The 23,405-nt window shown below is 72.2% G+C and carries 21 protein-coding genes; 15 read left to right on the forward strand and 6 right to left on the reverse strand.

Features of this window, described 5'->3' with window-relative positions:
• Positions 1–4: 4 nt before the first annotated feature.
• Positions 5–2,071, forward strand: a complete 2,067-nt coding sequence (locus ACZ3IJ_RS02220) for an iron ABC transporter permease (RefSeq protein WP_467465739.1) — start codon at positions 5–7, stop codon at positions 2,069–2,071.
• A 100-nt stretch (positions 2,072–2,171) separates the two neighbouring features.
• On the opposite strand, the gene ACZ3IJ_RS02225 is transcribed toward ACZ3IJ_RS02220, so the two are convergent.
• Together ACZ3IJ_RS02225 and ACZ3IJ_RS02230 are read right to left on the reverse strand one after the other, a co-directional pair.
• On the reverse strand, positions 2,172–4,568 hold the full coding sequence (locus tag ACZ3IJ_RS02225; protein WP_467466255.1) for an ATP-binding cassette domain-containing protein: 2,397 nt from the start codon (positions 4,566–4,568) through the stop codon (positions 2,172–2,174).
• A gap of 99 nt (positions 4,569–4,667) precedes the next feature.
• A complete protein-coding gene (locus tag ACZ3IJ_RS02230; RefSeq protein WP_352189957.1) occupies positions 4,668–5,024 on the reverse strand; it encodes a VOC family protein in 357 nt (118 codons plus the stop codon).
• A gap of 672 nt (positions 5,025–5,696) precedes the next feature.
• Between ACZ3IJ_RS02230 and ACZ3IJ_RS02235 the strand changes: the two genes are divergently transcribed.
• The 3 genes from ACZ3IJ_RS02235 to ACZ3IJ_RS02245 all read left to right on the forward strand — a co-directional run bounded on the left by ACZ3IJ_RS02235 (position 5,697) and on the right by ACZ3IJ_RS02245 (position 8,964).
• Complete coding sequence (locus ACZ3IJ_RS02235; protein WP_467465740.1) at positions 5,697–6,779, forward strand: substrate-binding domain-containing protein; 1,083 nt, start codon at positions 5,697–5,699, stop codon at positions 6,777–6,779.
• A gap of 107 nt (positions 6,780–6,886) precedes the next feature.
• Complete coding sequence (locus tag ACZ3IJ_RS02240) at positions 6,887–7,666, forward strand: ATP-binding cassette domain-containing protein (RefSeq protein WP_467465741.1); 780 nt, start codon at positions 6,887–6,889, stop codon at positions 7,664–7,666.
• Positions 7,663–8,964, forward strand: a complete 1,302-nt coding sequence (locus ACZ3IJ_RS02245) for a sugar ABC transporter permease (protein ID WP_467465742.1) — start codon at positions 7,663–7,665, stop codon at positions 8,962–8,964. The genes ACZ3IJ_RS02240 and ACZ3IJ_RS02245 overlap by 4 nt, the downstream gene beginning before the upstream one ends.
• A 52-nt stretch (positions 8,965–9,016) precedes the next feature.
• Here the strand turns inward: ACZ3IJ_RS02245 and ACZ3IJ_RS02250 are convergent, their stop codons facing one another.
• Positions 9,017–9,934, reverse strand: a complete 918-nt coding sequence (locus ACZ3IJ_RS02250; RefSeq protein WP_467465743.1) for an oxidoreductase — start codon at positions 9,932–9,934, stop codon at positions 9,017–9,019.
• Between the two features lie 39 nt (positions 9,935–9,973).
• Positions 9,974–10,573, reverse strand: coding sequence for a sigma-70 family RNA polymerase sigma factor (locus tag ACZ3IJ_RS02255; RefSeq protein WP_467465744.1), 600 nt, complete (start codon positions 10,571–10,573; stop codon positions 9,974–9,976).
• A 64-nt stretch (positions 10,574–10,637) separates the two neighbouring features.
• Between ACZ3IJ_RS02255 and ACZ3IJ_RS02260 the strand changes: the two genes are divergently transcribed.
• Together ACZ3IJ_RS02260 and opcA are read left to right on the forward strand one after the other, a co-directional pair.
• Positions 10,638–11,495 (forward strand): alpha/beta fold hydrolase, encoded by an 858-nt coding sequence (locus tag ACZ3IJ_RS02260; RefSeq protein ID WP_467465745.1) that lies wholly within the window; start codon positions 10,638–10,640, stop codon positions 11,493–11,495.
• A gap of 109 nt (positions 11,496–11,604) precedes the next feature.
• Positions 11,605–12,573: a glucose-6-phosphate dehydrogenase assembly protein OpcA gene (opcA, locus tag ACZ3IJ_RS02265; protein WP_467465746.1), complete on the forward strand. Its 969-nt coding sequence runs from the start codon at positions 11,605–11,607 to the stop codon at positions 12,571–12,573.
• Here opcA and ACZ3IJ_RS02270 read toward each other — a convergent pair.
• On the reverse strand, positions 12,486–13,730 hold the full coding sequence (locus tag ACZ3IJ_RS02270) for a 4-hydroxybenzoate 3-monooxygenase (protein ID WP_467465747.1): 1,245 nt from the start codon (positions 13,728–13,730) through the stop codon (positions 12,486–12,488). The two genes, opcA and ACZ3IJ_RS02270, sit on opposite strands and share 88 nt — an antisense overlap.
• Before the next feature lie 154 nt (positions 13,731–13,884).
• On the opposite strand from ACZ3IJ_RS02270, the gene ACZ3IJ_RS02275 reads away from it, so the two are divergent.
• Positions 13,885–15,573 carry an IclR family transcriptional regulator domain-containing protein gene (locus ACZ3IJ_RS02275; RefSeq protein ID WP_467465748.1) on the forward strand — a complete coding sequence of 563 codons (1,689 nt, stop codon included), beginning with the start codon at positions 13,885–13,887 and terminating at the stop codon, positions 15,571–15,573.
• A gap of 76 nt (positions 15,574–15,649) precedes the next feature.
• On the opposite strand, the gene ACZ3IJ_RS02280 is transcribed toward ACZ3IJ_RS02275, so the two are convergent.
• Positions 15,650–16,108 (reverse strand): MarR family winged helix-turn-helix transcriptional regulator, encoded by a 459-nt coding sequence (locus tag ACZ3IJ_RS02280; protein ID WP_467465750.1) that lies wholly within the window; start codon positions 16,106–16,108, stop codon positions 15,650–15,652.
• A gap of 175 nt (positions 16,109–16,283) precedes the next feature.
• Here ACZ3IJ_RS02280 and ACZ3IJ_RS02285 point away from each other — a divergent pair, with 175 nt between their 5' ends.
• From ACZ3IJ_RS02285 to ACZ3IJ_RS02320, 8 genes are all read left to right on the forward strand, one after another.
• Positions 16,284–17,036: a CoA transferase subunit A gene (locus tag ACZ3IJ_RS02285; protein ID WP_467465751.1), complete on the forward strand. Its 753-nt coding sequence runs from the start codon at positions 16,284–16,286 to the stop codon at positions 17,034–17,036.
• A complete protein-coding gene (locus tag ACZ3IJ_RS02290; protein ID WP_467465752.1) occupies positions 17,033–17,722 on the forward strand; it encodes a CoA transferase subunit B in 690 nt (229 codons plus the stop codon). The genes ACZ3IJ_RS02285 and ACZ3IJ_RS02290 overlap by 4 nt, the downstream gene beginning before the upstream one ends.
• 17 nt (positions 17,723–17,739) lie before the next feature.
• Entirely contained in the window at positions 17,740–18,510 is a 771-nt protein-coding gene (gene pcaH, locus ACZ3IJ_RS02295; protein WP_467465753.1) for a protocatechuate 3,4-dioxygenase subunit beta, read from the forward strand.
• Positions 18,511–18,516: 6 nt separating this feature from the next.
• Positions 18,517–19,089, forward strand: a complete 573-nt coding sequence (pcaG, locus tag ACZ3IJ_RS02300) for a protocatechuate 3,4-dioxygenase subunit alpha (RefSeq protein ID WP_467465754.1) — start codon at positions 18,517–18,519, stop codon at positions 19,087–19,089.
• Positions 19,086–20,435, forward strand: a complete 1,350-nt coding sequence (pcaB, locus tag ACZ3IJ_RS02305; RefSeq protein ID WP_467465755.1) for a 3-carboxy-cis,cis-muconate cycloisomerase — start codon at positions 19,086–19,088, stop codon at positions 20,433–20,435. The genes pcaG and pcaB overlap by 4 nt, the downstream gene beginning before the upstream one ends.
• A complete protein-coding gene (pcaDC, locus tag ACZ3IJ_RS02310; RefSeq protein WP_467465756.1) occupies positions 20,432–21,583 on the forward strand; it encodes a bifunctional 3-oxoadipate enol-lactonase/4-carboxymuconolactone decarboxylase PcaDC in 1,152 nt (383 codons plus the stop codon). Before pcaB ends, pcaDC begins: the two co-directional genes overlap by 4 nt.
• Before the next feature lie 200 nt (positions 21,584–21,783).
• The gene (locus tag ACZ3IJ_RS02315) at positions 21,784–22,524 is read left to right on the forward strand and encodes an amino acid ABC transporter ATP-binding protein (protein ID WP_467465757.1); all 741 of its coding nucleotides are present in this window, start codon (positions 21,784–21,786) and stop codon (positions 22,522–22,524) included.
• A 38-nt stretch (positions 22,525–22,562) separates the two neighbouring features.
• Positions 22,563–23,405 carry a glutamate ABC transporter substrate-binding protein gene (locus tag ACZ3IJ_RS02320; protein ID WP_467465758.1) on the forward strand — a complete coding sequence of 281 codons (843 nt, stop codon included), beginning with the start codon at positions 22,563–22,565 and terminating at the stop codon, positions 23,403–23,405.

Genomic DNA, 23,405 nt, shown 5'->3' on the forward strand with positions numbered 1-23,405 from the left:
CCCCATGGCCGTCACCGCACCTTCCTCCGCCACCCTTCCGTCGGCGGCCGCGTCCCGGACGGGCGCGGCCGCGGTGACGGCCGCACTGCTCCTCCTCGTCGCCGGCTTCGCGCTCGTCGACATCACCCAGGGCACGGCCTCCGTCGGCGCGTCCGAGGTCTGGAAGGCCCTCACCGGCCGGGCCGACCCGTCCGACGCTTCCGTCGTCATCGCCTCGCGCCTGCCGAGAATGGCAGCCGGACTGCTCGTCGGCGCCGCGCTCGGCATGGCCGGCGCCGCCCTCCAGGCCGTCAGCCGCAACGTGCTCGCCTCGCCCGACACCCTCGCGGTGAACGCGGGCTCCTACCTGGCCCTCGGACTGGCCGCCGTCAGTGGAGTCTCACTCCCGTTGCTCGCCTCCTCGGGCGTCGCGTTCGTCGGCGGACTCGCCGCGGCGGCCGTCGTCCTCGGCCTCTCCGGCCTGGGCGCGGGTACCGTGCGGCTCGTGCTCGCCGGCAGCGCGCTCCTGCTCGGCCTGACCGCCGTCACCGAGGGGCTGCTCCTGCTGTTCCCCCAGCAGACGGTGGGCCTCTTCGCCTGGAACCAGGGCAGCATCTCCCAGAACGGGTTCGACGGTGTGCTCCAGATGGCACCGATCGGACTCCTCGGCCTCGTCGGGCTGCTGCTCATCGCCCGCAGGGTCGACGCGCTGGCACTCGGCGACGACGCGGCCCGCGGCCTCGGCGTGCCCGTGCGCTCCACCCGCGTCACCGCGGTCGTGCTCGCGTCGATGCTCTCCGCGGCGGCCGTCACGCTGGCCGGCCCGATCGGCTTCGTCGGTCTGTGCGCCCCCGCCCTCGTGCGTCCGCTCGTCCGCCGCTACCGCGGCTTCTCCCGCGCGCGGGCCGGACTTCCGGTGGCGGGTCTCGTCGGCGCGGCCCTCGTCATGGGTTCGGACGTGCTGCTGCGCGCCATCGTGCCGGCGGACACGGCGGTCGCCGTGCCGACGGGTGTCGTCACGAGCCTGGTCGGCGCCGTCTTCCTCATCGTGATGGCGACACGGGCACGCGACACCGCCGGAGCCGCCGCGGCCGACCGGCTGCGCATCCGAAGCCGGGCCGTCTTCCTGACCACCACCGCCGTACTGGTGGCGGTGCTGGCGGGCGTCACGATCGCCGCCGTCCTGCTGGGCGACAGCAAACTGCTCCTCGGCGATGTCATGAACTGGGCGCAGGGCAGGGCGGGGCAGACCACGACCTTCATCCTGGACAGCCGGGTCCCCCGGGTCCTCGCGGCGCTCCTCGCCGGCGCGGCACTCGCCCTGGCCGGAACGCTCGTCCAGGCCGTCACCCGCAATCCGCTCGCCGAGCCCGCGACCCTGGGCGTCTCCGGCGGCGCCGCGCTCGGCGCCGTACTCCTCGTCACGACCGTTCCGCTCGCGACTTCGTGGAGCGTCGCGGCCGCCGCCTTCGTGGGCGCGGCGATCAGTTCGGTCGTGGTCTTCGGACTCGCCGCCCGCGGCGGCTTCCAGCAGAACCGGCTCGTCCTCGTCGGCTTCGGAGTCGCCACCGGTACGGCCGCGCTGATCAACCTCCTCATCGTCCTCACCGACCCGTTCAACGCGACCAAGGCCCTCACCTGGCTCTCCGGCTCCACCTACGGGCGGACCCTGGCGGACGCGGTGCCCCTGGTGGCTGTGCTCGCCGTGGGCGGGGTCGCCGCGGTCCTGCGGCGTACCGAGCTCGACCTCCTGTCGCTCGACGAGGACACCCCACGGCTCCTGGGCCTCGGCGTGGAGCGCGGCCGGCTCGGCTTCCTGGTCCTGAGCGTCCTGCTCACTGCCACCGCCGTCGCCGCCGCGGGCACCATCGGCTTCGTGGGCCTCGTCGCCCCGCACGCGGCCCGCGCCCTCGTGGGCAGGCAGCACACGCGCGTGGTTCCGGTCGCGGTCCTCCTGGGCGCCGTACTCGTCTGCACGGCGGACCTGTTGGGCCGTACGGTGATCGCCCCGGCACAGCTCGGCGCCGGGATGATGACCGCGGTGATCGGCACGCCGTACTTCCTCTACCTGCTCGTCCGCAGCCGCCGCTGACACGGATACGTCGGAGCCTGAGCGAGGACCAGCCGACGCGACACGAGCCCCGCCACCGCCCTTCCGGCGGCGACGGGGCTCGTGCGGTGCCGTGCCTCGCTCAGGCTCCGACGTACGCCGCGAGGTGCTCGCCGGTGAGGGTGGAACGGTCGGCGACGAGCTTCGCGGGCGTCCCCTCGAAGACGATCTTCCCGCCGTCGTGGCCGGCGCCGGGGCCGAGGTCGATGATCCAGTCGGCGTGCGCCATGACGGCCTGGTGGTGCTCGATGACGATGACCGACTTGCCCGAGTCGACGAGCCGGTCGAGCAGCCCGAGGAGCTGCTCCACGTCCGCGAGGTGGAGGCCGGTGGTGGGCTCGTCGAGGACGTAGACACCGCCCTTGTCGCCCATGTGGGTGGCCAGCTTGAGCCGTTGCCGCTCGCCGCCGGACAGGGTGGTCAGCGGCTGGCCGAGGGTGAGGTAGCCGAGGCCGACGTCGGTGAGCCGCTCCAGGATCTTGTGCGCGGCCGGCGTGGCCGCGTCGCCGGATCCGAAGAACTCCTCGGCCTCGGTCACCGACATCGCGAGCACCTCGCTGATGTCCCGGCCGCCGAGGTGGTATTCGAGCACCTCCGCCTGGAACCGCTTCCCCTCGCAGTCCTCGCACGGGGTGGCGACGCCCGCCATCATCGCGAGGTCGGTGTAGATGACCCCGGCGCCGTTGCAGGTCGGGCACGCACCCTCGGAGTTGGCGCTGAAGAGCGCGGGCTTGACGCCGTTGACCTTCGCGAACGCCTTGCGGATCGGGTCGAGCAGACCCGTGTACGTCGCCGGGTTGCTCCGCCGCGAGCCCCGGATCGGCGTCTGGTCGACCGACACGACGGGCTCACCGGCCGGGATCGACCCGTGCACGAGGGAGCTCTTGCCCGAGCCGGCGACACCCGTGACGACGACCAGCGCGCCGAGCGGGATGTCGACGTCGACGTCCCGCAGGTTGTTCGCCGCCGCGCCGCGGATCTCCAGGGTGCCGGTGGGCGTGCGCACCGACTCCTTGAGCGCGGCCCGGTCGTCGAGGTGACGGCCGGTGATCGTGTCGCCGTCCCGCAACTCCTCGACCGTGCCCTCGAAGCAGACCGTCCCGCCCGCCGTTCCGGCACCGGGACCGAGGTCCACGACATGGTCGGCGATCGCGATCGCCTCGGGCTTGTGCTCGACGACGAGGACGGTGTTGCCCTTGTCGCGCAGCCTCAGCAGCAGGTCGTTCATCCGCTGGATGTCATGGGGGTGGAGCCCGATGGTGGGCTCGTCGAAGACGTACGTGACGTCGGTGAGGGAGGAGCCGAGGTGCCGGATCATCTTCACGCGCTGCGCCTCACCGCCCGACAGCGTGCCCGCGGGCCGGTCGAGCGACAGATAGCCGAGGCCGATCTCGACGAACGAGTCGAGCGTCCGCTGCAGCGAGGCGAGCAGCGGTGCCACGGACGGCTCCTTGAGGCCGCGGACCCATTCGGCGAGGTCCCGGATCTCCATGGCGCAGGCGTCGGCGATCGAGATCCGCTTGATCTTCGACGACCGCGCGCCCTCGCTGAGCCGGGTGCCGTCGCACTCGGGGCAGGTGGTGAAGGTGACCGCGCGCTCCACGAACGCCCGGATGTGCGGCTGCATCGACTCCTTGTCCTTGGACAGGAACGACTTCTGGATCTTCGGGATCAGTCCCTCGTAGGTGAGGTTGATGCCGTTGACCTTGATCTTGGTCGGCTCGCCGTAGAGAAAGGCCTGCATCTCCTTCTTGGTGAACCTGCGGATCGGCTTGTCCGGGTCGACGAAGCCGGACTGCGCGTAGAGCTGCACGGTCCACTGGCTGTCCGACTTCCAGCCGGGGATGGTGAACGCGCCCTCGGAGAGCGACTTGGAGTCGTCGTAGAGCTGCGTGAGGTCGATGTCGGAGACCTTGCCCCGGCCCTCGCAGTGCGTGCACATGCCGCCGGTGCGCTGGAACGTCGCCTTCACGGTCTTCGTCTTCGCGGCGCCGCGGTCGACGGTGATGCCCCCGCTCGCCCGGACCGAGGCGGTGTTGAAGGAGTACGCGCTGGGCGGTCCGATGTGCGGCTTGCCGAGCCGGCTGAAGAGGATGCGCAGCATCGCGTTGGCATCCGTGGCGGTGCCGACGGTCGAGCGGGGGTCGGCGCCCATCCGCTGCTGGTCGACGGTGATCACCGTCGTCAGACCGTCCAGCACGTCCACCTCGGGGCGGGCGAGCGTCGGCATGAAGCCCTGGACGAAGGTGCTGTACGTCTCGTTGATCAGCCGCTGCGACTCCGCGGCGATCGTGTTGAACACCAGCGAGCTCTTGCCCGAGCCGGAGACCCCGGTGAACACCGTCAGCCGGCGCTTGGGGATCTCGATGCTGACGTCCTTGAGGTTGTTCTCGCGTGCGCCGTGCACGCGGATCACGTCGTGGCTGTCGGCACCGTGCGGCGTCGTCGGCCGCGCGCCCTTCCTCGTGGCCATGCTGATCGTGTCTCCATCTGTGAGCGGGTACGTCTCTGGGGCTACGTCGTCGTTCTACGTCGTCGGCGCCCCGGCGGCAACGCCCGGCGGCCGGGGCGCCGGCGCTCACCGGTCCTGGACGAGCCCGAGGACGTTGCCGTCGGTGTCGGTGACGGTGGCCACGAGGCGGCCGCCGCCGACGTCGTGCGCGGGCTCCTTGACGGTGGCGCCGGCGGCGGTGACCTCGGCGATCTTGGCCTCGATGTCCGGTACGTGCCAGTAGGCGACCGGCGAGGTCATGCCCTGCGGTCCACCGCTCGGCACCAGCCCGATGTGCTGGCCCCCGGCCTCGAAACCGACGTAGTACTCCCCGTCGACCTGGGGATCGGTGCCGAGCAGCGCGGCGTACACCGCCTTGGCCTTCGCGAGGTCGGAGACGGGGTGCAGCACGGTCTTGACGCCCTGCGTGGAAGAGGCGCTCATGGTCACTCCTGGAGTCGTGGGTCATGGGGACCCGGTGGCGTGGCGGAGACGGAAACCAGGTCCGGGCGGGTAGCTCCGCGGCCCGCCCGTCCCCGTACGACAGCCACGCTACGTGCGGCCTGGAGCGGGCGCTTCTCGATTCCTGACCGTTCCCGTGACGGGATCCGGGACCGGACCGGGGCCGGGATCCGGGGCCGGACCGGGGCCGGGACCCGGGGCCGGACCGGGGCCGGGTCCGGGACGCCTACGAGCGCCAGGCACGGGGTCGCCGCGGGGGTGCGGCCGGCGCGGCTCCGGACCACGTACTCCACGCGCGTCGGCGCGTCGGTCACCTCGGCCGCCCCGGGAGCCGGGGCACGAAGGCGGCCGGGAGCAGGGCGGCGGCGAACTCCTGCGCGACGAGCCGGGCCATCAGGAGGTCCGCGGTGCTGACCTCGAAGGCGACGTCCCGGCGGAGCCCGGCGGCCGAGAAGGCCTGGTCGCCGCGCTCGGCTCCCCCTGGCTCGGCGTCGTCGGCGGTCTGTGCCAGCTGCCCGCGGGTCGACGCCCGGCGCGGTCACCCGCTTGCCGGTCCTCCAGTTGCGGCTAATGTCGTATTAAGGCCATAAGTACACCCCTTCGACTCCCGCGTTCACCTGGTGAAGGGAAGGGGGCGTACGGAAGGAGCCCCCGATGACCCGCACATTGCGTGGCGCGATAGCCCTGGTCGGAGCCGCGGCCCTCTCCTTGGGAGCCGTCTCCGTCAGCAGCGCCCAGCCCGGCGCCGCGCAGCAGGACGACATCAAGATCGGCCTGCTGCTCCCCGAGAGCAAGACCACGCGCTACGAGAAGTTCGACCGGCCGTACATCGAAGAGAAGATCAAGGAACTGGCGCCCGACGCCCAGATCGACTACTACAACGCGGCCGAGAGCGCCACCACTCAGCAGCAGCAGGTCAACACCGCGCTCGCCAAGGGCGATCAGGTGCTGATCCTGGACGCGGTGGACTCCAAGTCCATCCAGTCGTCCGTGCAGAAGGCCAAGGACGCGGGCGTGAAGGTCGTCGCGTACGACCGGCTCGCGCAGGGCCCCGTCGACGCCTACGTCTCGTACGACAACTTCAAGGTCGGCGAGTTGCAGGGCCAGGCACTGCTGAAGGCGCTCGGCGACAAGGCCGACAGTGGCCAGATCGTCATGCACAACGGGTCTCCCACCGACCCCAACGCCGCCGAGTTCAAGGCCGGTGCTCACTCGGTCCTCGACGGCAAGGTCGACATCGGCAAGGAGTACGACACGCCGAACTGGGACCCCAACAACGCCAACCAGCAGATGTCGGGCGCGATCAGCGCGCTGGGCAAGGACAACATCGTCGGCGTGTACTCGGCCAACGACGGACTGGCCGCCGGCATCGCCACCGCCCTCAAGGCGTCCGGCATCAATGTGCCGTTGACCGGGCAGGACGCCCAACTCGACGCCATCCAGCGGATTCTGCTCGGCACCCAGACCATCACCATCATGAAGCCCTACAAGCCGGAGGCCGACATCGCCGCCACCATGGCGGTCAACCTGGCCGAGGGCAAGGAGCTTCCCGCGTCCCTGGTGCCCACGACCGTCACCAGCGGCAGTGGTGAGAAGGTTCCGGCCAACCTGCTGACGCCGATCGTGGTCGACAAGAACAACATCGGCGACACGGTCGTCAAGGACGGCCTCTACACGGTGGACGAGATCTGCACGCCCGCGTACGCGTCCGCCTGCGCGGAGGCCGGTCTGGAGTAAGGAGCCCGCGGCGCGCGGCGACCGCGAGGTCGCCCGCGGCGCGAGCCGTACCGGCCGGACAGGATCGTGAGCGAGTCCGCCGGGATCCCGGCAGGAGGCGGTTGACGGTGCTCGGAACACCTGTGCTCAGTCTTCGGGGAATCTCCAAGCGGTTCGGAGCCGTCCAGGCACTCTCGGAGTTCGACCTGGAGGTCCACGCCGGAGAGGTCGTCGCCCTCGTGGGCGACAACGGCGCCGGCAAGTCGACCGCCGTCAAGGCGATCGCCGGGGTGAACCCGCCGGACGGCGGAGTCATCGCCTGGGAGGGCAGACCGGTCTCCATCCACCGGCCCCACGACGCCCAGTCCCTCGGCATCGCCACCGTCTACCAGGACCTGGCGCTCTGCGACAACCTGGACGTCGTCGGCAACCTCTTCCTCGGCCGTGAGCTCAAGAGGTGGGGTGTGCTCGACGAGGTCCGCATGGAACAGCGCTCGCGCGAACTCCTCGACACGCTCTCCATCCGCATCCCCAGCGTCCGCATTCCCGTCGCCTCGCTCTCCGGCGGCCAGCGCCAGACCGTGGCGATCGCCCGCTCCCTGATCGGCGCACCGAAGGTCGTCATCCTGGACGAGCCCACCGCCGCGCTCGGCGTGGAGCAGACCGCCGAGGTCCTCGACCTCGTCGAGCGGCTCCGCGAGCAGGGGCTCGGCACCATCCTGATCAGCCACAACATGGTGGACGTGATGGCGGTCGCGGACCGCATCGCCGTGCTGCGCCTGGGCCGGAACAACGGCGTCTTCGACAAACGCGCCACCACCACCGAGGAGATCATCTCCGCCATCACCGGCGCCAGCGACAGCGCCGTGACCCGCCGTCAGGCGCGGAAGCGGGAGGAGGAGCGATGAGGCGCGACCGAGGCCCGCACGACCCCTCCACACCCGGATCCGGCGACGCGGCGGGCCAGGAACCGGCCCATGACGCCATGCCCGCCGTGGACGCCCGGCTGATCGTCCGGGAGGAGGGCATCAAGGGCTACCTCGGGGAGTTCAAGCGCAAACTGCGCAGCGGTGAGCTGGGCTCCCTGCCGGTGGTCATCGCCGTGATCATCATCTGGACCGTCTTCGGCTCCCTGGACAGCGCGTTCCTCTCGGCGCAGAACCTGTCCGACCTGAGCCAGCAGATCGTCGGCACGGGCATGATCGCCATCGGGATCGTCTTCGTCCTGCTGCTCGGCGAGATCGACCTCTCCGTCGGCTCGGTCAGCGGCCTGTGTGCCGCGATCTTCGCCGTACTCAACGTCCTGAACGGCATGAACGAGTGGCTCGCGCTCCTGGTCGCCGTCGCGGGCGGAGCCGCCGTCGGACTTATCCAGGGCTTCTTCTTCGCCAAGGTCGGCGTGCCCGCGTTCGTCGTCACGCTCGCCGGCAACCTGGCCTGGAACGGACTCATGCTCCAGGTGCTCGGCACCAGCGGAACGGTCAACATCCCGAGCGAGAGCATCGTCTCCGAGCTCTACTCGAAGATCTTCCACTCCTCGGCGGCCTCCTACGTGACGGCCGCCGTCGGTGTGGGGCTGTTCCTCGCGGCCTCCCTCCTCGACGCCAGGCGCCGCCAGAAGGCCAGGGTGCCGTTCCGGCCGATCGCCGAGATCGTGATCCGTACGGCGGTCATCGCCGCGATCGCCTTCGCCGCGGCCTACATCCTCAACCAGTACCAGGGGCTCCCGCTGGCGCTCCTGATCTTCCTGATCGTGCTGGTCGTCATCGACTTCGTCCTGCGCCGGAGCACCTACGGCCGGCAGGTCTTCGCCGTCGGCGGCAACATCGAGGGCGCGCGCCGGGCCGGCATCAGCGTGCCGTTCATCCGGATGACCGTCTTCTCGATCTCCGGCACCATGGCGGCGGTCGGCGGCCTCTTCCTCGCCGGGCAGATCCAGTCCGCGAGCCAGACCTCCGGCGGCGGCAACCTGCTGATGAACGTCATCGCCGCGGCCGTCATCGGCGGCACCAGCCTGTTCGGCGGGCGCGGTTCGGTCTGGTCCGCGCTGCTCGGCGCGCTGGTGATCGGGTCGATCCAGTCGGGCATGAACATCATGGGCGTCAGCAACGCCGTCCAGTTCATGATCACCGGTGCGGTCCTGCTGGCCGCCGTCGTCGTCGACTCGCTGTCCCGCCGCAGCCAGAAGGCCGCGGGCCGCGCCTGAGGGGAAAGGCCGGTGCGGCGGTCTGCGGACGCACCGCCGCGCCACCCCGGTACTACGCCTCGCCGCGACGGTGCAGGGCGTCCAGAGTCTCCCGTTCGTCCTCGGTGAGGCGCAGCGCCCCTGCCGCGATGTTGGCCTCCAGGTGCCCCAGGTCACCCGTCCCGGGAATGGCGAGCATGTGCGGACCCCGGTGCAGCGTCCACGCGATGCGCACCTGCGCCGGACTCGCTCCGTGCGCCCGGGCGACGGCCAGCACCTCGGCTTCCACCGCGGCATGGGCGGCGCCCGCCTGGCCCGCCGCTCCGGCGATGGAGTAGAAGGGGACGTACGCGATGCCCTGTTCGCCGCACTCGCGGACGAACGCGTCGTGGTCCGGACGCACCCCTATCCCGTACCGGTTCTGCACGCAGACCACCGGGGCGATCTCCTGGGCCTCGGCCACGTGGTGGGGGTGGACGTTGGAGAGGCCCAGGTGGCGGATGAGTCCGGCCCGGCGCAGGTCGGCCAGCGCCCCGAAGCGCTCGGCGATCGAGTCGGTGCCGAGGATCCGCAGGTTCACCACGTCGAGGTGGTCGCGGCCGAGCTGGCGCAGGTTCTCCTCGACCTGCGCGCGCAGCTCCCGCGCGGTCGTGGCGTGCGCGGCCCACCGCCCCGCCGCGTCCCGGCAGGGTCCGACCTTGGTGGTGACGACCAGGTCGTCACCGTAGGGCGCGAGGGCCCGGTTGATCAGCTCGTTGGCGGAGCGCAGGGGTGAGAAGTAGAACGCGGCGGTGTCGATGTGGTTCACGCCGAGCTCGACGGCCCGGCGCAGTACGGCGACGGCCTGGGCCCGGTCGCGGGGGACGGCGTTCTCGACGAGCGCCTCTCCGGTCTGCGGCAGGCGCATCGAGCCGAAGCCGATCCGGTTGACCGTGAGGTCGCCGAGTGTCCAGGTGCCCGAGGCGGCTGCGGTGATCGTTTCCGTGGTCATCCGGAGATGATCTCCCGCCGGCGGCTCCGGGCGCCAGGGTCAGCCGTCGGTCCGGAGCCGGTCGCGCTGCAGCTGGTGGGCGAGGGTGCGGCGCATCGAGGGGGTGGCCGAGGAGGGGGCGGGAGCGGACGCGGCGGTCTTCGCGGGGACGTCGAGAGCGCGGCTGATCTCGTCGTACGCCGCCTGGTACGCGGTCCGACGGGTGGCGGGGAGCCGGTCCCGGTGCGCCCTGAGGTCCTCCTCGACCAGACGGCGCAGCTCGTCGACGGTCCGGGCGGTGAAGCGCTTCCGGCCGCGCGCGAACGCGTGGACGTACGGCGTGCAGTGGGCGGTCTCGCCGCAGGACTCGGAGATCGCCTCCGCGAGGCCCCACAGCCGCCCTTCGAGCCACGGGGTGTCGCCCTGCCGGAGGGAGAGCGCCATCGGCGCCTCCGGCGACCTGGCCCTGACCTGCTTGGACACGGCCGGCTGGCTCATCTCCGTGAGCCGTGCGATGCGTTCCTGTGTCCAGCCGTAGCCGACGAACACCTTGATCATCTCGCCCCGCAGCCGCCGCATGTCCTCGCCCGCCCGGATGACCTCGTTCATGGCGGCGAGCATGCGCGCCGCCTGCTCCTCGGTGATCTCCTCGCTGTCCATGACTCGGTTATACAGGGTCATAACCAGGTTGTACTACTCGGTTGTGGATGGCAGGGTCCTCTTTATGCCCGCCTACTTCGCCGCATCGGACGGAACCCGCCTCGCCCACCGCACGGAGGGCCCGGCGGAACCGGCCGGCGACCCCGTCATCTGCCTTCCCGGAGGCCCCACGGACTCCCGCTACCTCGGAGACCTCGGCGGCCTCTCCGCGTACCGCCGCCTCGTCCTTCCCGACCCGCGCGGGACGGGGGACTCCGCCGTCCCCGACCATCCCGCCTCCTACCGCTGCGACCGCGTCGCCGAGGACGTCGAGGCGCTGCGCGTCCACCTCGGCCTGGACCGCGTCGACCTGCTCGGCCACTCCGGGGGCGCCAACACCGCCGTCACATACGCCGCCCGGTATCCGCACCGGGTGCGCGGCCTCGCCCTGATCGCCCCCGGGACGGCGGCCGTCGGCATCGAAGTCCGCGGTGAGGCGCGGCGCACGGCGGCGCTGCTCCGGAGGGGCGAGCCGTGGTTCCCCGGCGCGTTCGCCGCCCTGGAGGCCCTCACCGAGGGCAGGGGCGCGGACTGGGACGCCATCGCCCCCTTCTTCTGGGGCCGTTGGGACGAGGCTGCGCGCCGCCACCACGCGGGCGCACGGCCGGGCAACGCGGAGGCGGTCGCGGGCTTCGCAGCCGAGGGCGCCTTCGACCCGGAGTCCGCCCGCGCCGCGCTCGCCGCCCTCCAGGCCCCGGTCCTCGTGCTCGCCGGGGAGTTCGACCTGAACAGCCCGCCCGGTCCGGTCTCCGAACTCGCCGCGCTCTTCCCCGGCGCCGCGTTCGCCGTGCAGTCGGGGGCGGGTCACTACCCGTGGATCGACGACCCCGAGGCGTTCACCGCCACGGTGGGAACCTTCTTCTCGGCGCCCTCGCCCCGCTGACCGCCCTGCCCGCGGTACCCGTGGACGGGGCGGGAGCCTCGCCGTCCGCGTAGGCTCGGGGGGACAGTCCGCAGCGAGCGCTGGGCGACGGAGGGAACGGGCGCGGGCCATGAAGATCGACCTCACGGACACCACTTCCAGCAAGATCAACAAGGCGATCGTCGAGGGCCGCAGGGCCGTCGGCACACCCGCCGTCGGCATGGTGCTCACCCTCGTGATCGTCACCGACGAGGAGAACGCCTACGACTCGCTGAAGGCCGCCAACGAAGCCTCGCGCGAGCACCCCTCGCGCACGCTCGTCGTCATCAAGCGACACGGCCGTTCACCCCGGCGGCGGTACGAGGACCGGCTGGACGCGGAGGTGCGCGTCGGCAGCGACGCCGGCTCGGGGGAGACCGTCCTGCTCCGGCTGCACGGCGAACTCGGCGCCCGTGCCGACTCCGTGGTCCTCCCGCTCCTGCTCCCCGACGCCCCCGTCGTCGTCTGGTGGCCGGTCGACGCCCCCGACGTGCCCGCCAAGGACCCGCTCGGCTCGCTCGCGCAGCGCCGCATCACCGACGCGTACGCCGTCGAGGACCCACTCGGCGCACTGGCCGTCCGAGCCGCCTCCTACGCCCCGGGCGACACCGACCTCGCCTGGACCCGGCTCACCCCCTGGCGCTCGATGCTGGCCGCCGCCCTCGACCAGGCCGCCGCGACGGTGGTCTCGGCGGCCGTGGAGAGCGAGGCCGACAACCCGAGTGCCGAGCTGCTGGCCCGCTGGTTCGAGGACCGGCTGCGGGTCCCGGTCGAACGGGTCGTCACGGACGGGCCGGTCGTCACCGCCGTGCGTCTCGGCACGCCCGACGGCGAGATCCGCATCGACCGGCCCGAAGGCCCGGTCGCCCGGCTCTCCATCCCCGGCCAGCCCAACCGGGTCCTCGCCCTCAAGGTCCGTACGACGGCCGAGCTGATCGCCGAGGAGATGCGCAGGCTCGACCCCGACGAGATCTACGCCTCGGCGCTGCGGACCACGGCCTCCTCCGCTCCCGCGCCTGCCACGACGTCCACGCCCTCCTCGATCGGCAACCCCACGTAGTTCTGGGCGAGTTCCGCCGCGGCGTGCGGCGAACTCGCGATCCGGTCCAGCTGAGAGAGCTGGAGTCGGGTGTCGAAACCGGACTGGGCCGGATCGGTGTGCAGGGTCGTCGTCATGGCGTACGAGAAGTGCTCGGCGCGCCACACCCGGCGCAGGCACGCGTCGGAGTAGCCGTCGAGCAGCCGCGTCGAGCCCGTCGCCGCCCGGTGGGCGAACGCCCGCGCCAGGACGATCACGTCGGCGGCGGCGAGGTTGAGCCCCTTCGCACCGGTCGGCGGAACGATGTGGGCCGCGTCCCCGGCGAGGAACAGCCGGCCGTACCGCATCGGTTCGGTCACCGAACTCCGCATCGGAAGCACCGACTTCTGGGTGATCGGGCCACGCCCGAGACGCCACTCGGGAGCCTCGCCGAGCGCGAAGCGGGCGTCGAGCTCGTCCCAGATCCGGTCGTCCGGCCAGTCGGCCGGGTCGGTCCCGTTCGGCACCTGGAGGTAGAGCCGGCTCACGGCGGGGGAGCGCATGCTGGCGAGCGCGAAACCCCGTTCGGAGTGGGCGTAGATCAACTCCTCGTACACGGGCGGGGCTTCGGCGAGGATGCCGAGCCAGGAGTACGGGTACGTCCGCTCGTACGTCGTCCGCTCACCCTCCGGCACCGCCGTGCGCGCGACCCCGTGGAAGCCGTCGCAGCCGACCACGTAGTCGCAGGTCAGGATCCGTTCGCGGCCCTCATGGGTGTAGTGGATCGCCGGGCGGTCCGTCTCGACGCCCTCCACGGACCGCACCTCGGCACCGAACAGCAGCGGCCCGCCGTCGGCGAGTTGAAGGGCGATCAGGTCCTTCACCACCTCGGTCTGCGCGTAGACCCAGACCCGGCGGCCGCCGGTGAGCGCGGGGAAGTCGACCCGGTGGGCGCGGCCGTCGAAGCGGAGCTCGATGCCGTCGTGGGCCATCCCCTCCTTGTCCAGCCGCGCACCCGCCCCCGCGGCCCGCAGGGCGTCGACGGTCGCCTGCTCGAGAATCCCGGCGCGCTGCCGCTGCTCCACGTACGACCGGTCGCGGGACTCCAGGACCACGGTGTCGATGCCGGCGCCCCGCAGCAGACGGGCGAGGAGCAGCCCGGAAGGGCCGCCGCCGATGATGCCGACGGTGGTGTGCATCGAGCCTCCATGTTCGTATAGTGAAATAAACTTCACCGAAGAGTGGGCCGAGTCTGCGCCCGCCGTGCCCCGCTGTCAACGCCCCGCGTGGACGCCGCGGTCCGCCGCGGCGTCCGTCCTCTACGGTGTCCCCCAGATCGTTCAGGGAGAGTCCATGCCATCGACCGGAACCGTGCCGCCCGAGGCCGTCGCGCCGCTGATGCGCGGGCTCATGGTGCTGCGCCGGCTCACCGACGCCGACGGGGTGCTCAGCCTCAGTGAGCTGGAGCGCATCACCGGCCTGGCCCGTTCCACCGTCGACCGGGTGACCGGCACGCTCGCCCGCATGGGATACGTGCGCCTCGACGGCCGTGATGTCTTCCTCGCGCCCCGGCTGATGGATCTGGGCAACGCGTACCTGGCCGCACTCGGGCTCCCCGGGCTGCTCGGCGGCCCCGCCGACGCGCTCGCCGACGCACTGGACGAGTCGGTGTCCCTCGCCGTCGCGGACGGCGACGGCGTCCGCTTCGTCCACCAGGCCACCCGTCGGCGCGCGATGTCACTCAGCTTCCGCATCGGCGACCTGCTCCCGGCCGAACGGACCGCCCCGGGGATGCTGCTGGCCGCCGACTGGACGCTGGAGGAGTGGGCGCGGTGGCGGGCGCGCAGGGCGGCGGACCCCCGGGCTGCCGGTTTCCCCGCCGTCCCGCCCGGCGACGGGCCGGACGAGAGGGAGTTCGCCGCGCGGGCGGCGCGGGCCGGTGAGCGCGGCTGGGCCCTGGACGACCAGCTCATCGAACCGGGCCTGGTGGCGCTCGCGCTGCCCGTACGGGACACCGACGGCGCCGTCGCCTGTGTGGCGAGCGTGGTCAGCCACACCAGCCGTCACACGGCCGATTCGTTGCGCGAGGCGATGCTGCCCCGCCTGCGGACCGCGGTCGCGGAGTGGGAGGCCCTGCTGAAGGGACAGAGGCAGGGGGAGGGGCAGGAGGCGGTCGGCGGTCCGCGTTCCCGTCCGCGGGAACCGGCAGACCCTGCGCCCGGCCTCGCCGACTGGACCCATGCCTCGAAGCAGGAGCTCGGCCGGGGCTTCATCGAGTCCCTCGCCCGCGGGCTCACCGTCCTCACCGCGTTCGGCGAGGGCCGGGCCGGGCTCTCCCTGAGCGCCGTCGCCGAGGCCACCGGGCTCGCCCGCGCCACCGCCCGCCGCGCCCTGATCACCCTGGAGCATCTGGGATACGTGGAAGCCGAGGGCCGCCTCTTCCGGCTCGCCCCGAGAGTCCTGGCGCTCGGCTACCCGTACCTCTCCCGGCTGCCGCTCCCGCAGATCGCCGCACCGCACCTCGCCGAACTCTCGCGGCGCGTCCACGACTCGGCGTCCCTCGCGGTGCTCGCCGGCCATGACGTCCGGTACACCGCCCGGGTGGCCACGCGCCGGATCATGAGCGTCCACATCACCGTCGGTACCCGCTTCCCCGCCCACGCCACCTCGCTGGGCCGGGTGATGCTCGCCGATCTGCCGTCCGACGCCCGCGCCGCGTGGCTGTCGGAGACCGAGCCGCAGGCCCTCACCCCGTACACGCTCACCTCGGCCGGAGAGCTCGCCGCCGTCCTGGACCGGGTCCGGGAGCAGGGGTACGCCCTCGTCGACGAGGAGCTGGAGCAGGGGCTGCGCTCGATCGCCGTGCCGGTGCGCGACCGCGCGGGCGCGGTGGTGGCCGCCGTGAACGTGGCCATGCACAGCAGCCGCCGCACGGTGGAGGAATGCGTCGGCGAGGTCCTCCCCGAACTGCGCGCCACGGCGGCCCGGATCGAGGAGGACCTCCGCACGGCGGGCCGCTTCACCCCCGTACCCGAAGCCTGACAGGCCGGGTCCCCGTACCCGAAGCCTGACAGGCCGGTCGCTTGCGGCGCCCTGCCGCCACCGTCCCCGGATGCCGTCAGGAGTCGGCTGACTCCGACGGGTCCCGCAGGCGTTCCGCCGCGTCCGACACCCGCAGCAGCAGGCTCATGAACTGGGCCTGCTCCTCCGTCGAGAGAGGGGCCAGGAAGACCTGGTTCATCCGCGCCGTGCGGACCGTCAGCCGGCGGTGCGTCCGGCGGCCGTCCTCGGTCAGGCGCAGCAGGAAGCGGCGGCCGTCCTCGGCGTCGCGCACCTTGTCGAGCAGGCCGCGGCGCGTGAGCCGGCCGACGACCTCGGCGATCGTGGAGCGGTCCAGGCCCACGCGCTCGCCCACCGTGCGCTGATCGAGCCCCGGCTCGGCGGTCAGCGCGTTGAGGACGCCGAACTGCGGGGAGGTGATCTCCTCCGAGACCATCGTCGTCCACAGCAGGTGGTGCGCCTGCTGGAGCCGTCGGGCCAGGTGCCCGGGATGGGTGGTCAGATCGACCGCGGCCATCGTCTGCCTCCGGTTGAGTTCGTCGGTGTACTGAACGATACGCCCCTGTCGCTGGTGGCTATTGACGCCCACGAGTGACGATGCCAGCATGGCGGCATCGCTCAGATGCTCAGTGCACTGACTAATTTCGATGACTGCTTCTCGATCCCTCGACTCGACTTCGGAGGCTCCCCGTATGGACAAGGTCGTCCCCACCGCAGCCGACGCGGTGGCCGACGTGGGCGACGGGGTCTCGCTCGCGGTCGGCGGCTTCGGCCTCAGCGGCGTGCCCGTCGTGCTCGTCGACGCCCTCCACCGACGCGGCTCCACCGGGCTGCGCGTCGTCTCCAACAACTGCGGGGCGATGGACACCGGCCTGGCCGTCCTCCTCGCAGCGGGCCGCATCGCCCGGGTCACGGGCTCGTACATCGGCGCCAACAAGGAGTTCGCACGCCAGTACCTCGCCGGCGAGCTGGAGGTGGAGCTGATCCCGCAGGGCACGCTGGCCGAGCGGCTCCGGGCCGGCGGCTGCGGCATCCCCGCTTTCTACACCCCCGCGGGCGTGGGTACCCAGATCGCCGACGGCGGCCTGCCCTGGCGCTACGACGGCGAGGGCGGCGTCGCCCTCGCCTCGCCGCCCAAGGAGGTACGGGAGTTCGAGGGCGTCGCACACGTCCTGGAGCGCGCCATCCGCACCGACTTCGCGCTCGTCCGCGCCGCGCGCGGGGACCGCCACGGCAACCTCGTCTTCCGCAAGTCGGCGCGGAACTTCAACCCCCTCGCCGCGATGGCCGGAAAGATCACGATCGCCGAGGTGGAGGAGCTGGTCGAGCCGGGCGAGCTCGATCCCGACGCCGTGCACCTCCCCGGCGTCTTCGTCCAGCGCGTCGTCGCCCTGACGCCCGAACAGGCCGGGGCGAAGCGCGTAGAGAGGAGGACCACGCGATGAGCTGGACCCGCGAGCAGATGGCCGCCCGCGCCGCGCGCGAGCTGAGGGACGGCCAGTACGTCAACCTCGGCATCGGACTGCCGACCCTGATCCCCAACCATCTCCCCGAGGGGGTCGAGGTGATCCTGGAGTCGGAGAACGGAATTCTCGGCACAGGGCCGTACCCCACCGAGGACGAGGTCGACCCTGATCTGATCAACGCGGGCAAGGAGACCGTCACCGTCCTGCCCGGTGCCTCCTACTTCGACTCCGCCCTGTCCTTCGGGATGATCCGCGGCGGGCACATCGACGTCGCCGTGCTCGGAGCCATGCAGGTCTCCGCCCGCGGCGACCTCGCCAACTGGGCCGTGCCGGGCAGGCTCGTCACCGGCATCGGCGGCGCGATGGACCTCGTCCACGGGGCCAGGACGGTCATCGTCGTGATGACCCACACCGCCAAGGACGGGACGCCGAAGATCGTGGAGGAGTGCACCCTCCCGCTGACCGGCCGGGGCTGCGTCGACCGGATCGTCACCGACCTCGGCGTCCTCGACGTCACCGACGACGGCCTCGTCCTCACCGAGACCGCGCCCGGCGTCGACCTCGCCGACCTCCTCGCCAGGACGGCCGCCACGGTCCACCTCGCCATCCCCGCCGCCCCCGCCCCCGGCATTCCCGCCTCCGCCGCCGGCACCTCCGCCCGCTGACACCTCCGGGAACCTCCATGGCACTCACCCAGTCGGACATCGACACCGAGATCGACGAGCTCCAGAACGCCTACGACAGGGAACGGGCAGCCGGCGCCGCGCCCCGCGTCCACCCGCCCCGCGCCTACGCCCCGTACCGCAGCTCCCTGCTCCGCCACCCCCGGCTGCCGCTCGTCGCCGTCGACGGCGGCGACCCCGAGACCGTCGAGCTCTCCGGCCCCGTCTTCGGCCCCACCGACGTCACCGAGACCGACAACGACCTCACCCGCCGGCACGCGGGCGAGCCCCTCGGCGAGCGGATCACCGTCTCCGGGCGCCTCCTCGACCGGGCGGGCCGCCCCGTACGCGGACAGCTCATCGAGGTGTGGCAGGCCAACGCCTCCGGCCGGTACGCCCATCTGCGCGACCAGCACCCGGCGCCGCTCGACCCGAACTTCACCGGCGTCGGCCGCACCCTCACAGACGGGGAGGGTCGTTACACGTTCACCACCGTCAAGCCCGGCGCCTACCCGTGGCGGAACCACACCAACGCCTGGCGCCCCGCCCACATCCACTTCTCCGTCTTCGGCACGGCCTTCACCCAGCGCCTCGTGACGCAGATGTACTTCCCCGGCGACCCGCTCTTCGCCCACGACCCGATCCTGCGCTCGGTCACCGACCCCGCGGCCCGCGAACGGCTCGTCGCCCGATACGACCACGCGCTGTCGCGGCCGGAGTTCTCCCTCGGCTACGCCTGGGACATCGTCCTCGACGGTCCCTCCGCCACCTGGATCGAAGAAGGGCGCTGACCCGCGATGACTCTTCTCCCCACTCCCTCCCACACCGTCGGCCCGTTCTACGGGTACGCCCTGCCCTTCCCCGACGGGGAGCGCATAGCGCCCGACGGCCATCCCGACCGGATCGTCCTGCACGGACACGTCTACGACGGCGAGGGCGCACCCGTCCCCGACGCGCTCCTCGACTTCTGGCAGGCCGCGCCCGACGGATCCCTCACCGGTGCGCCCGGCTCGATGCGCCGGGACCCCGTCACCGGCGGCCATCTCGGGCGCGGCGGAACCGACTTCACCGGGTTCGGACGGGCGGCCACGGACGCCGACGGCCACTACGCACTGGCCACGCTGCCGCCCGGCAACACGGGCCTGCCGTACATCAGCGTCTGCGTCTTCGCCCGCGGCCTGCTGCACCACCTCTTCACCCGGGCATACCTCGGGGACGGCCCCGACACGCTGCTGGACGCCCTCCCGCCCGAGCGCCGCGCCACACTGGTAGCCAGGCCCGACGGCGAGACGGTGACCGCGCCCCGTGCGTACCGCTTCGACATCCGCCTCCAGGGCGAGGGTGAGACGGTCTTCCTGGAGTTCGCATGACGGCCGACCTGATCGACGTGGGCCTCCTCGCGCCGGGGCGCGCGGGCTCACCGGCCGAGGCGGCGACCGGCGACACCGCGTTCCTGCGGGCGCTCCTCGACGCCGAGGCGGCCCTCACCCGCGCCCAGGCCGCCGCCGGGCAGGTGCCCCACGGAGCCGCCGAGGCGGTGACGGCGGTCGCGGCGGACACCACCCGCTTCGACGCACGGGACATCGCCCTGCGCGCCCGGTCCGGCGGCAACCCCGTCATCCCCCTCGTCGCGGACCTCACGAACGCGGTGCCCCAGGAGTGGCGTCCGTACGTCCACCGGGGGGCGACGAGCCAGGACATCATGGACACCGCGACGATGCTGGTCGCGCGCCGCACGCTGGACCTGGTCCTGGACGGACTCCACGGTACGGAGCGGGCGCTGCGCACACTCGCCGCCGCGCACCGGGACACGGCCATGCCCGGCCGTACCCTCACCCAGCACGCCGTGCCCACCACCTTCGGCCTCAAGGCCGCCGGCTGGCGGGCGCTCGTACTCGACGCGCGCGACCGCATCCGTACGGTACGGGACGCACTGCCGGTCCAACTCGGCGGCGCGGCAGGAACGTTGGCAGCCTTCGACGCCTACGGCGAAGGGGTGCCGGAGGGTGCCGACCGGCTCGTGGCCGCCTACGCGCGGGAGACCGGCCTCGCCGAGCCCGCGCTGCCCTGGCACACCCTGCGCACCCCGGTGGCCGACCTCGCGGGAGCCCTCGCCTTCACCGCCGGAGCCCTCGGGAAGTGCGCCGCCGACGTCCTCACCCTCTCCCGTACCGAGATCGCGGAGGTGGCGGAGGGGGCGGGCGGGGGCTCCTCCAGCATGCCGCACAAGACGAACCCCGTTCGGGCGACGCTCCTCGCCGCGGCCGCGCGGCGGGCCCCGCACCTGGCCGCCGCGCTGTACAGCTCGCTGGCCGCCGAGGACGAGCGGCCAGCGGGCGCCTGGCACACCGAGTGGGAACCGCTGCGCGAACTGCTCCGCCTCGCGGGCGGGGCGGCCCGCGACGCCGCGGAACTGGCCTCGGGGCTACAGGTCCACCCCGACGTCATGCGTCACCACCTCGACCTCACCGGCGGGCTGATCGTCTCCGAGCGCCTCTCCGCGGCTCTCGCCCCCGTGCTCGGACGCCCCCGTGCGAAGGAACTCCTGACCGAACTCGCCCGGCGCTCCCGCGCCGAGGGGCTCCCGCTCGCCGAACTGCTCGCCGGAGTACCCGAGCTCCGCGACCTCGGCCTCGACCTCGACGAGCTCGCCGACCCCACCCGTTACACCGGATCCGCCCGAGCCCTGACCGACCGCGCCCTGGAGCGACCGTGACCGTCACCGCCACCCCGCCGCCGCACGCGGGACTGCACCACCGCGTCGAGGGGCCGCCCGGCGCGCCCGTGCTGATCCTCGGCCCCTCCCTCGGCACGTCCACCGCCCTCTGGGACGCGGTCGCACCCGAGCTGTCGGCCACCCATCGGATCGTCCGCTGGGACCTGCCCGGCCACGGCGGCTCACCCGCCTCCCTCATCGGCCCCGGAGCGACCGTCGCCGACCTGGCCCGCCTCGTGGGCGACCTCGCCGACGCGCTCGGCGCCGACCGCTTCTCGTACGCCGGAGTCTCCCTCGGCGGCGCGGTGGGCCTGCACCTCGCCGCACACCACCCCCGGCGGGTGGAGCGGCTCGCGGTGGTCTGCTCCTCCGCGCACTTCGGGCCCGCCGCGCCCTGGGCCGACCGCGCGGCGACCGTCCGTCGCGAGGGTCTGGCCGCACTCGCCGAGACGGCACCCGCGCGCTGGTTCACCCCGGGCTTCACCGTTCCGCGTCTCGTCGACGACCACCGCCGCGCCGACCCCGAGGCCTACGCCGCCTGCTGCGAGGCCCTCGCCGCCTTCGACCTGCGGGACCGGCTCGCCTCGATCACCGCCCCCACGCTCCTCGTCGCCGGGCGCGAGGACCCGGCGACCCCGCCGGCGCATCTGCGGGAGATCGCGGACGCGGTCCCCGGCGCGACGCTCACCGAGATCCCGGGCGCCTCGCATCTGGCCCCGGCGGAACGGCCCGAGGCCGTCCTCGCCGCACTGCGCGGTCACTTCACGGACGGCGGCGCCAAACGGGGCATGGAGGTCCGCCGCCAGGTGCTCGGCGACGCGCACGTGGACCGAGCGCAGGCGGGCCGGACCGCGTTCACGGCGCCCTTCCAGGACTTCATCACGCGCTACGCCTGGGGCGAGATCTGGACCGACCCCACGCTCTCGCGGCGCGAGCGGAGCCTCGTGACCCTGACGGCCCTGGTGGCCCGCGGTCACCTCGACGAGCTGGCGATGCACGTGCGTGCGGCCCGGCGCAACGGCCTCACGCCGGAGGAGATCGGGGCCGTCCTGCTCCAGACGGCGGTCTACTGCGGTGTTCCGGCGGCCAACGCGGCCTTCGCCGTGGCCCAGCGCGTCCTCGCGGAGGAGCCCGCGCCCGGGGAGTGACCGATTCCGCCGCCCGCCGCCCCCGCCCGCCGACGGACCATCGCCCGCCGCCGGGGCCTCCGATCGATACGACAATCGTTTTCATCGCGTTGGTTCGGCGCGTGGACTCCGCCGTGTGGCGGACGCCCGGCGTGCGGTCCACCGGCCGAGGGCGGAGCATGAACGTGAGGAGGGTGGGGGCGGCGAACCAGGAGGCTGCCATGCCCGACGCGCTCGTCGTGCTGAAGGACGTCGACAAACACTTCGGCGCCCTCCATGTGCTTCAGGCCATCGACCTGACCGTCGGCCGAGGCGAGGTCGTCGTGGTCATCGGACCCTCCGGCGGCGGGAAGTCGACCCTCTGCCGTGCCATCAACCGTCTGGAGACCATCGACTCCGGCGAGATCGTCATCGACGGCAAGCCGCTGCCCGCCGAGGGCCGTGAGCTCGCCGCGCTCCGTGCCGACGTCGGCATGGTGTTCCAGTCGTTCAACCTCTTCGCGCACAAGACCGTGCTCGAGAACGTCACCCTCGGCCAGATCAAGGTCCGTAAGAAGGACAAGAAGGCCGCGGAGAAGCGGGCCCGTGAGCTGCTCGACCGTGTCGGGGTCGCGTCCCAGGCGGACAAGTACCCCGCGCAGCTCTCGGGCGGCCAGCAGCAGCGTGTCGCCATCGCGCGCGCGCTGGCGATGGAGCCGAAGGTGATGCTCTTCGACGAGCCGACCTCCGCGCTCGACCCCGAGATGATCAACGAGGTACTGGAGGTCATGCAGCAGCTCGCCCGTGACGGAATGACCATGGTCGTCGTCACGCACGAGATGGGCTTCGCACGCTCCGCGGCCAACCGTGTGGTGTTCATGGCGGACGGCAGGATCGTGGAGGAGACCACGCCCGACCAGTTCTTCAGCAATCCGAGCAGCGACCGCGCCAAGGACTTCCTCTCGAAGATCCTTCACCACTGACCGCGGTCGCCGTGCCCAGCAGCCCCAGGGGTGATCACATGAATCCGCGCAAGCGCACCAAAGCCGTCGTGGCGGCCGCCGCCGCTCTCACCCTCTCCTTCTCCCTGGCCGCGTGCAGCGACGACAGCGGGAACGGGTCGAGCGGCGACGAAGAGAAGATCACCGTCGGCATCAAGTACGACCAGCCCGGCGTCGGACTGAAGACGCCGGACGGCACGTACACCGGCTTCGACGTCGACGTGGCCACCTACGTGGCCAAGCAGCTCGGCCGCGATCCCGGCGACATCGAGTGGAAGGAGGCCAAGAGCGCGGACCGGGAGACGATGCTGGAGCGCGGCGACGTCGACTTCATCGCCGCCTCGTACTCCATCAACGACGAGCGGGCGCAGAAGGTCGACTTCGCGGGTCCGTATCTCCTGGCCCACCAGGACGTGCTCATCCGCGCGGACGACAACTCCATCAAGCAGCCGTCCGACCTCAACAACAAGCGGCTCTGCTCGGTCACCGGCTCGACGTCCGCGCAGAACGTCAAGGAGAAGCTGGCCCCGCAGGCCCAGCTCCAGGAGTACGGCGGGTACTCGGAGTGCCTGACCGGTCTGGAGAACGGCGTGATCGACGCGGTGACCACCGACGACTCGATCCTCGCCGGCTACGCCTCGCAGCCCGAGTTCGAGGGCAAGTTCAAGCTCGGCGGCTTCAAGATGAGCAACGAGAACTACGGCATCGGCGTGCAGAAGGGAAGCGAGCTCAAGGAGCAGATCAACGACGCGCTCGAGCAGATGGTCGCGGACGGCTCCTGGGACAAGGCGGTGAAGGACAACTTCGGTCCTGCCGAATACCAGAACGAACCCGCGCCGGAGATCGGCGTCGTCGTCAAGTGA

It is taken from the genome of Streptomyces sp. NPDC013317, from assembly GCF_055563155.1.

Excerpts from the sequence above, each read along its gene's own strand:
- ACZ3IJ_RS02220 (WP_467465739.1), top strand. The coding sequence starts at position 5 with ATGGCCGTCACCGCACCTTCCTCCGCCACCCTTCCGTCGGCGGCCGCG.
- ACZ3IJ_RS02230 (WP_352189957.1), bottom strand. The coding sequence starts at position 5,024 with ATGAGCGCCTCTTCCACGCAGGGCGTCAAGACCGTGCTGCACCCCGTC.
- ACZ3IJ_RS02235 (WP_467465740.1), top strand. The coding sequence starts at position 5,697 with ATGACCCGCACATTGCGTGGCGCGATAGCCCTGGTCGGAGCCGCGGCC.
- ACZ3IJ_RS02245 (WP_467465742.1), top strand. The coding sequence starts at position 7,663 with ATGAGGCGCGACCGAGGCCCGCACGACCCCTCCACACCCGGATCCGGC.
- ACZ3IJ_RS02250 (WP_467465743.1), bottom strand. The coding sequence starts at position 9,934 with ATGACCACGGAAACGATCACCGCAGCCGCCTCGGGCACCTGGACACTC.
- ACZ3IJ_RS02255 (WP_467465744.1), bottom strand. The coding sequence starts at position 10,573 with ATGGACAGCGAGGAGATCACCGAGGAGCAGGCGGCGCGCATGCTCGCC.
- ACZ3IJ_RS02260 (WP_467465745.1), top strand. The coding sequence starts at position 10,638 with ATGCCCGCCTACTTCGCCGCATCGGACGGAACCCGCCTCGCCCACCGC.
- opcA (WP_467465746.1), top strand. The coding sequence starts at position 11,605 with ATGAAGATCGACCTCACGGACACCACTTCCAGCAAGATCAACAAGGCG.
- ACZ3IJ_RS02270 (WP_467465747.1), bottom strand. The coding sequence starts at position 13,730 with ATGCACACCACCGTCGGCATCATCGGCGGCGGCCCTTCCGGGCTGCTC.
- ACZ3IJ_RS02275 (WP_467465748.1), top strand. The coding sequence starts at position 13,885 with ATGCCATCGACCGGAACCGTGCCGCCCGAGGCCGTCGCGCCGCTGATG.
- ACZ3IJ_RS02280 (WP_467465750.1), bottom strand. The coding sequence starts at position 16,108 with ATGGCCGCGGTCGATCTGACCACCCATCCCGGGCACCTGGCCCGACGG.
- ACZ3IJ_RS02285 (WP_467465751.1), top strand. The coding sequence starts at position 16,284 with ATGGACAAGGTCGTCCCCACCGCAGCCGACGCGGTGGCCGACGTGGGC.
- ACZ3IJ_RS02290 (WP_467465752.1), top strand. The coding sequence starts at position 17,033 with ATGAGCTGGACCCGCGAGCAGATGGCCGCCCGCGCCGCGCGCGAGCTG.
- pcaH (WP_467465753.1), top strand. The coding sequence starts at position 17,740 with ATGGCACTCACCCAGTCGGACATCGACACCGAGATCGACGAGCTCCAG.
- pcaG (WP_467465754.1), top strand. The coding sequence starts at position 18,517 with ATGACTCTTCTCCCCACTCCCTCCCACACCGTCGGCCCGTTCTACGGG.
- pcaB (WP_467465755.1), top strand. The coding sequence starts at position 19,086 with ATGACGGCCGACCTGATCGACGTGGGCCTCCTCGCGCCGGGGCGCGCG.
- ACZ3IJ_RS02315 (WP_467465757.1), top strand. The coding sequence starts at position 21,784 with ATGCCCGACGCGCTCGTCGTGCTGAAGGACGTCGACAAACACTTCGGC.
- ACZ3IJ_RS02320 (WP_467465758.1), top strand. The coding sequence starts at position 22,563 with ATGAATCCGCGCAAGCGCACCAAAGCCGTCGTGGCGGCCGCCGCCGCT.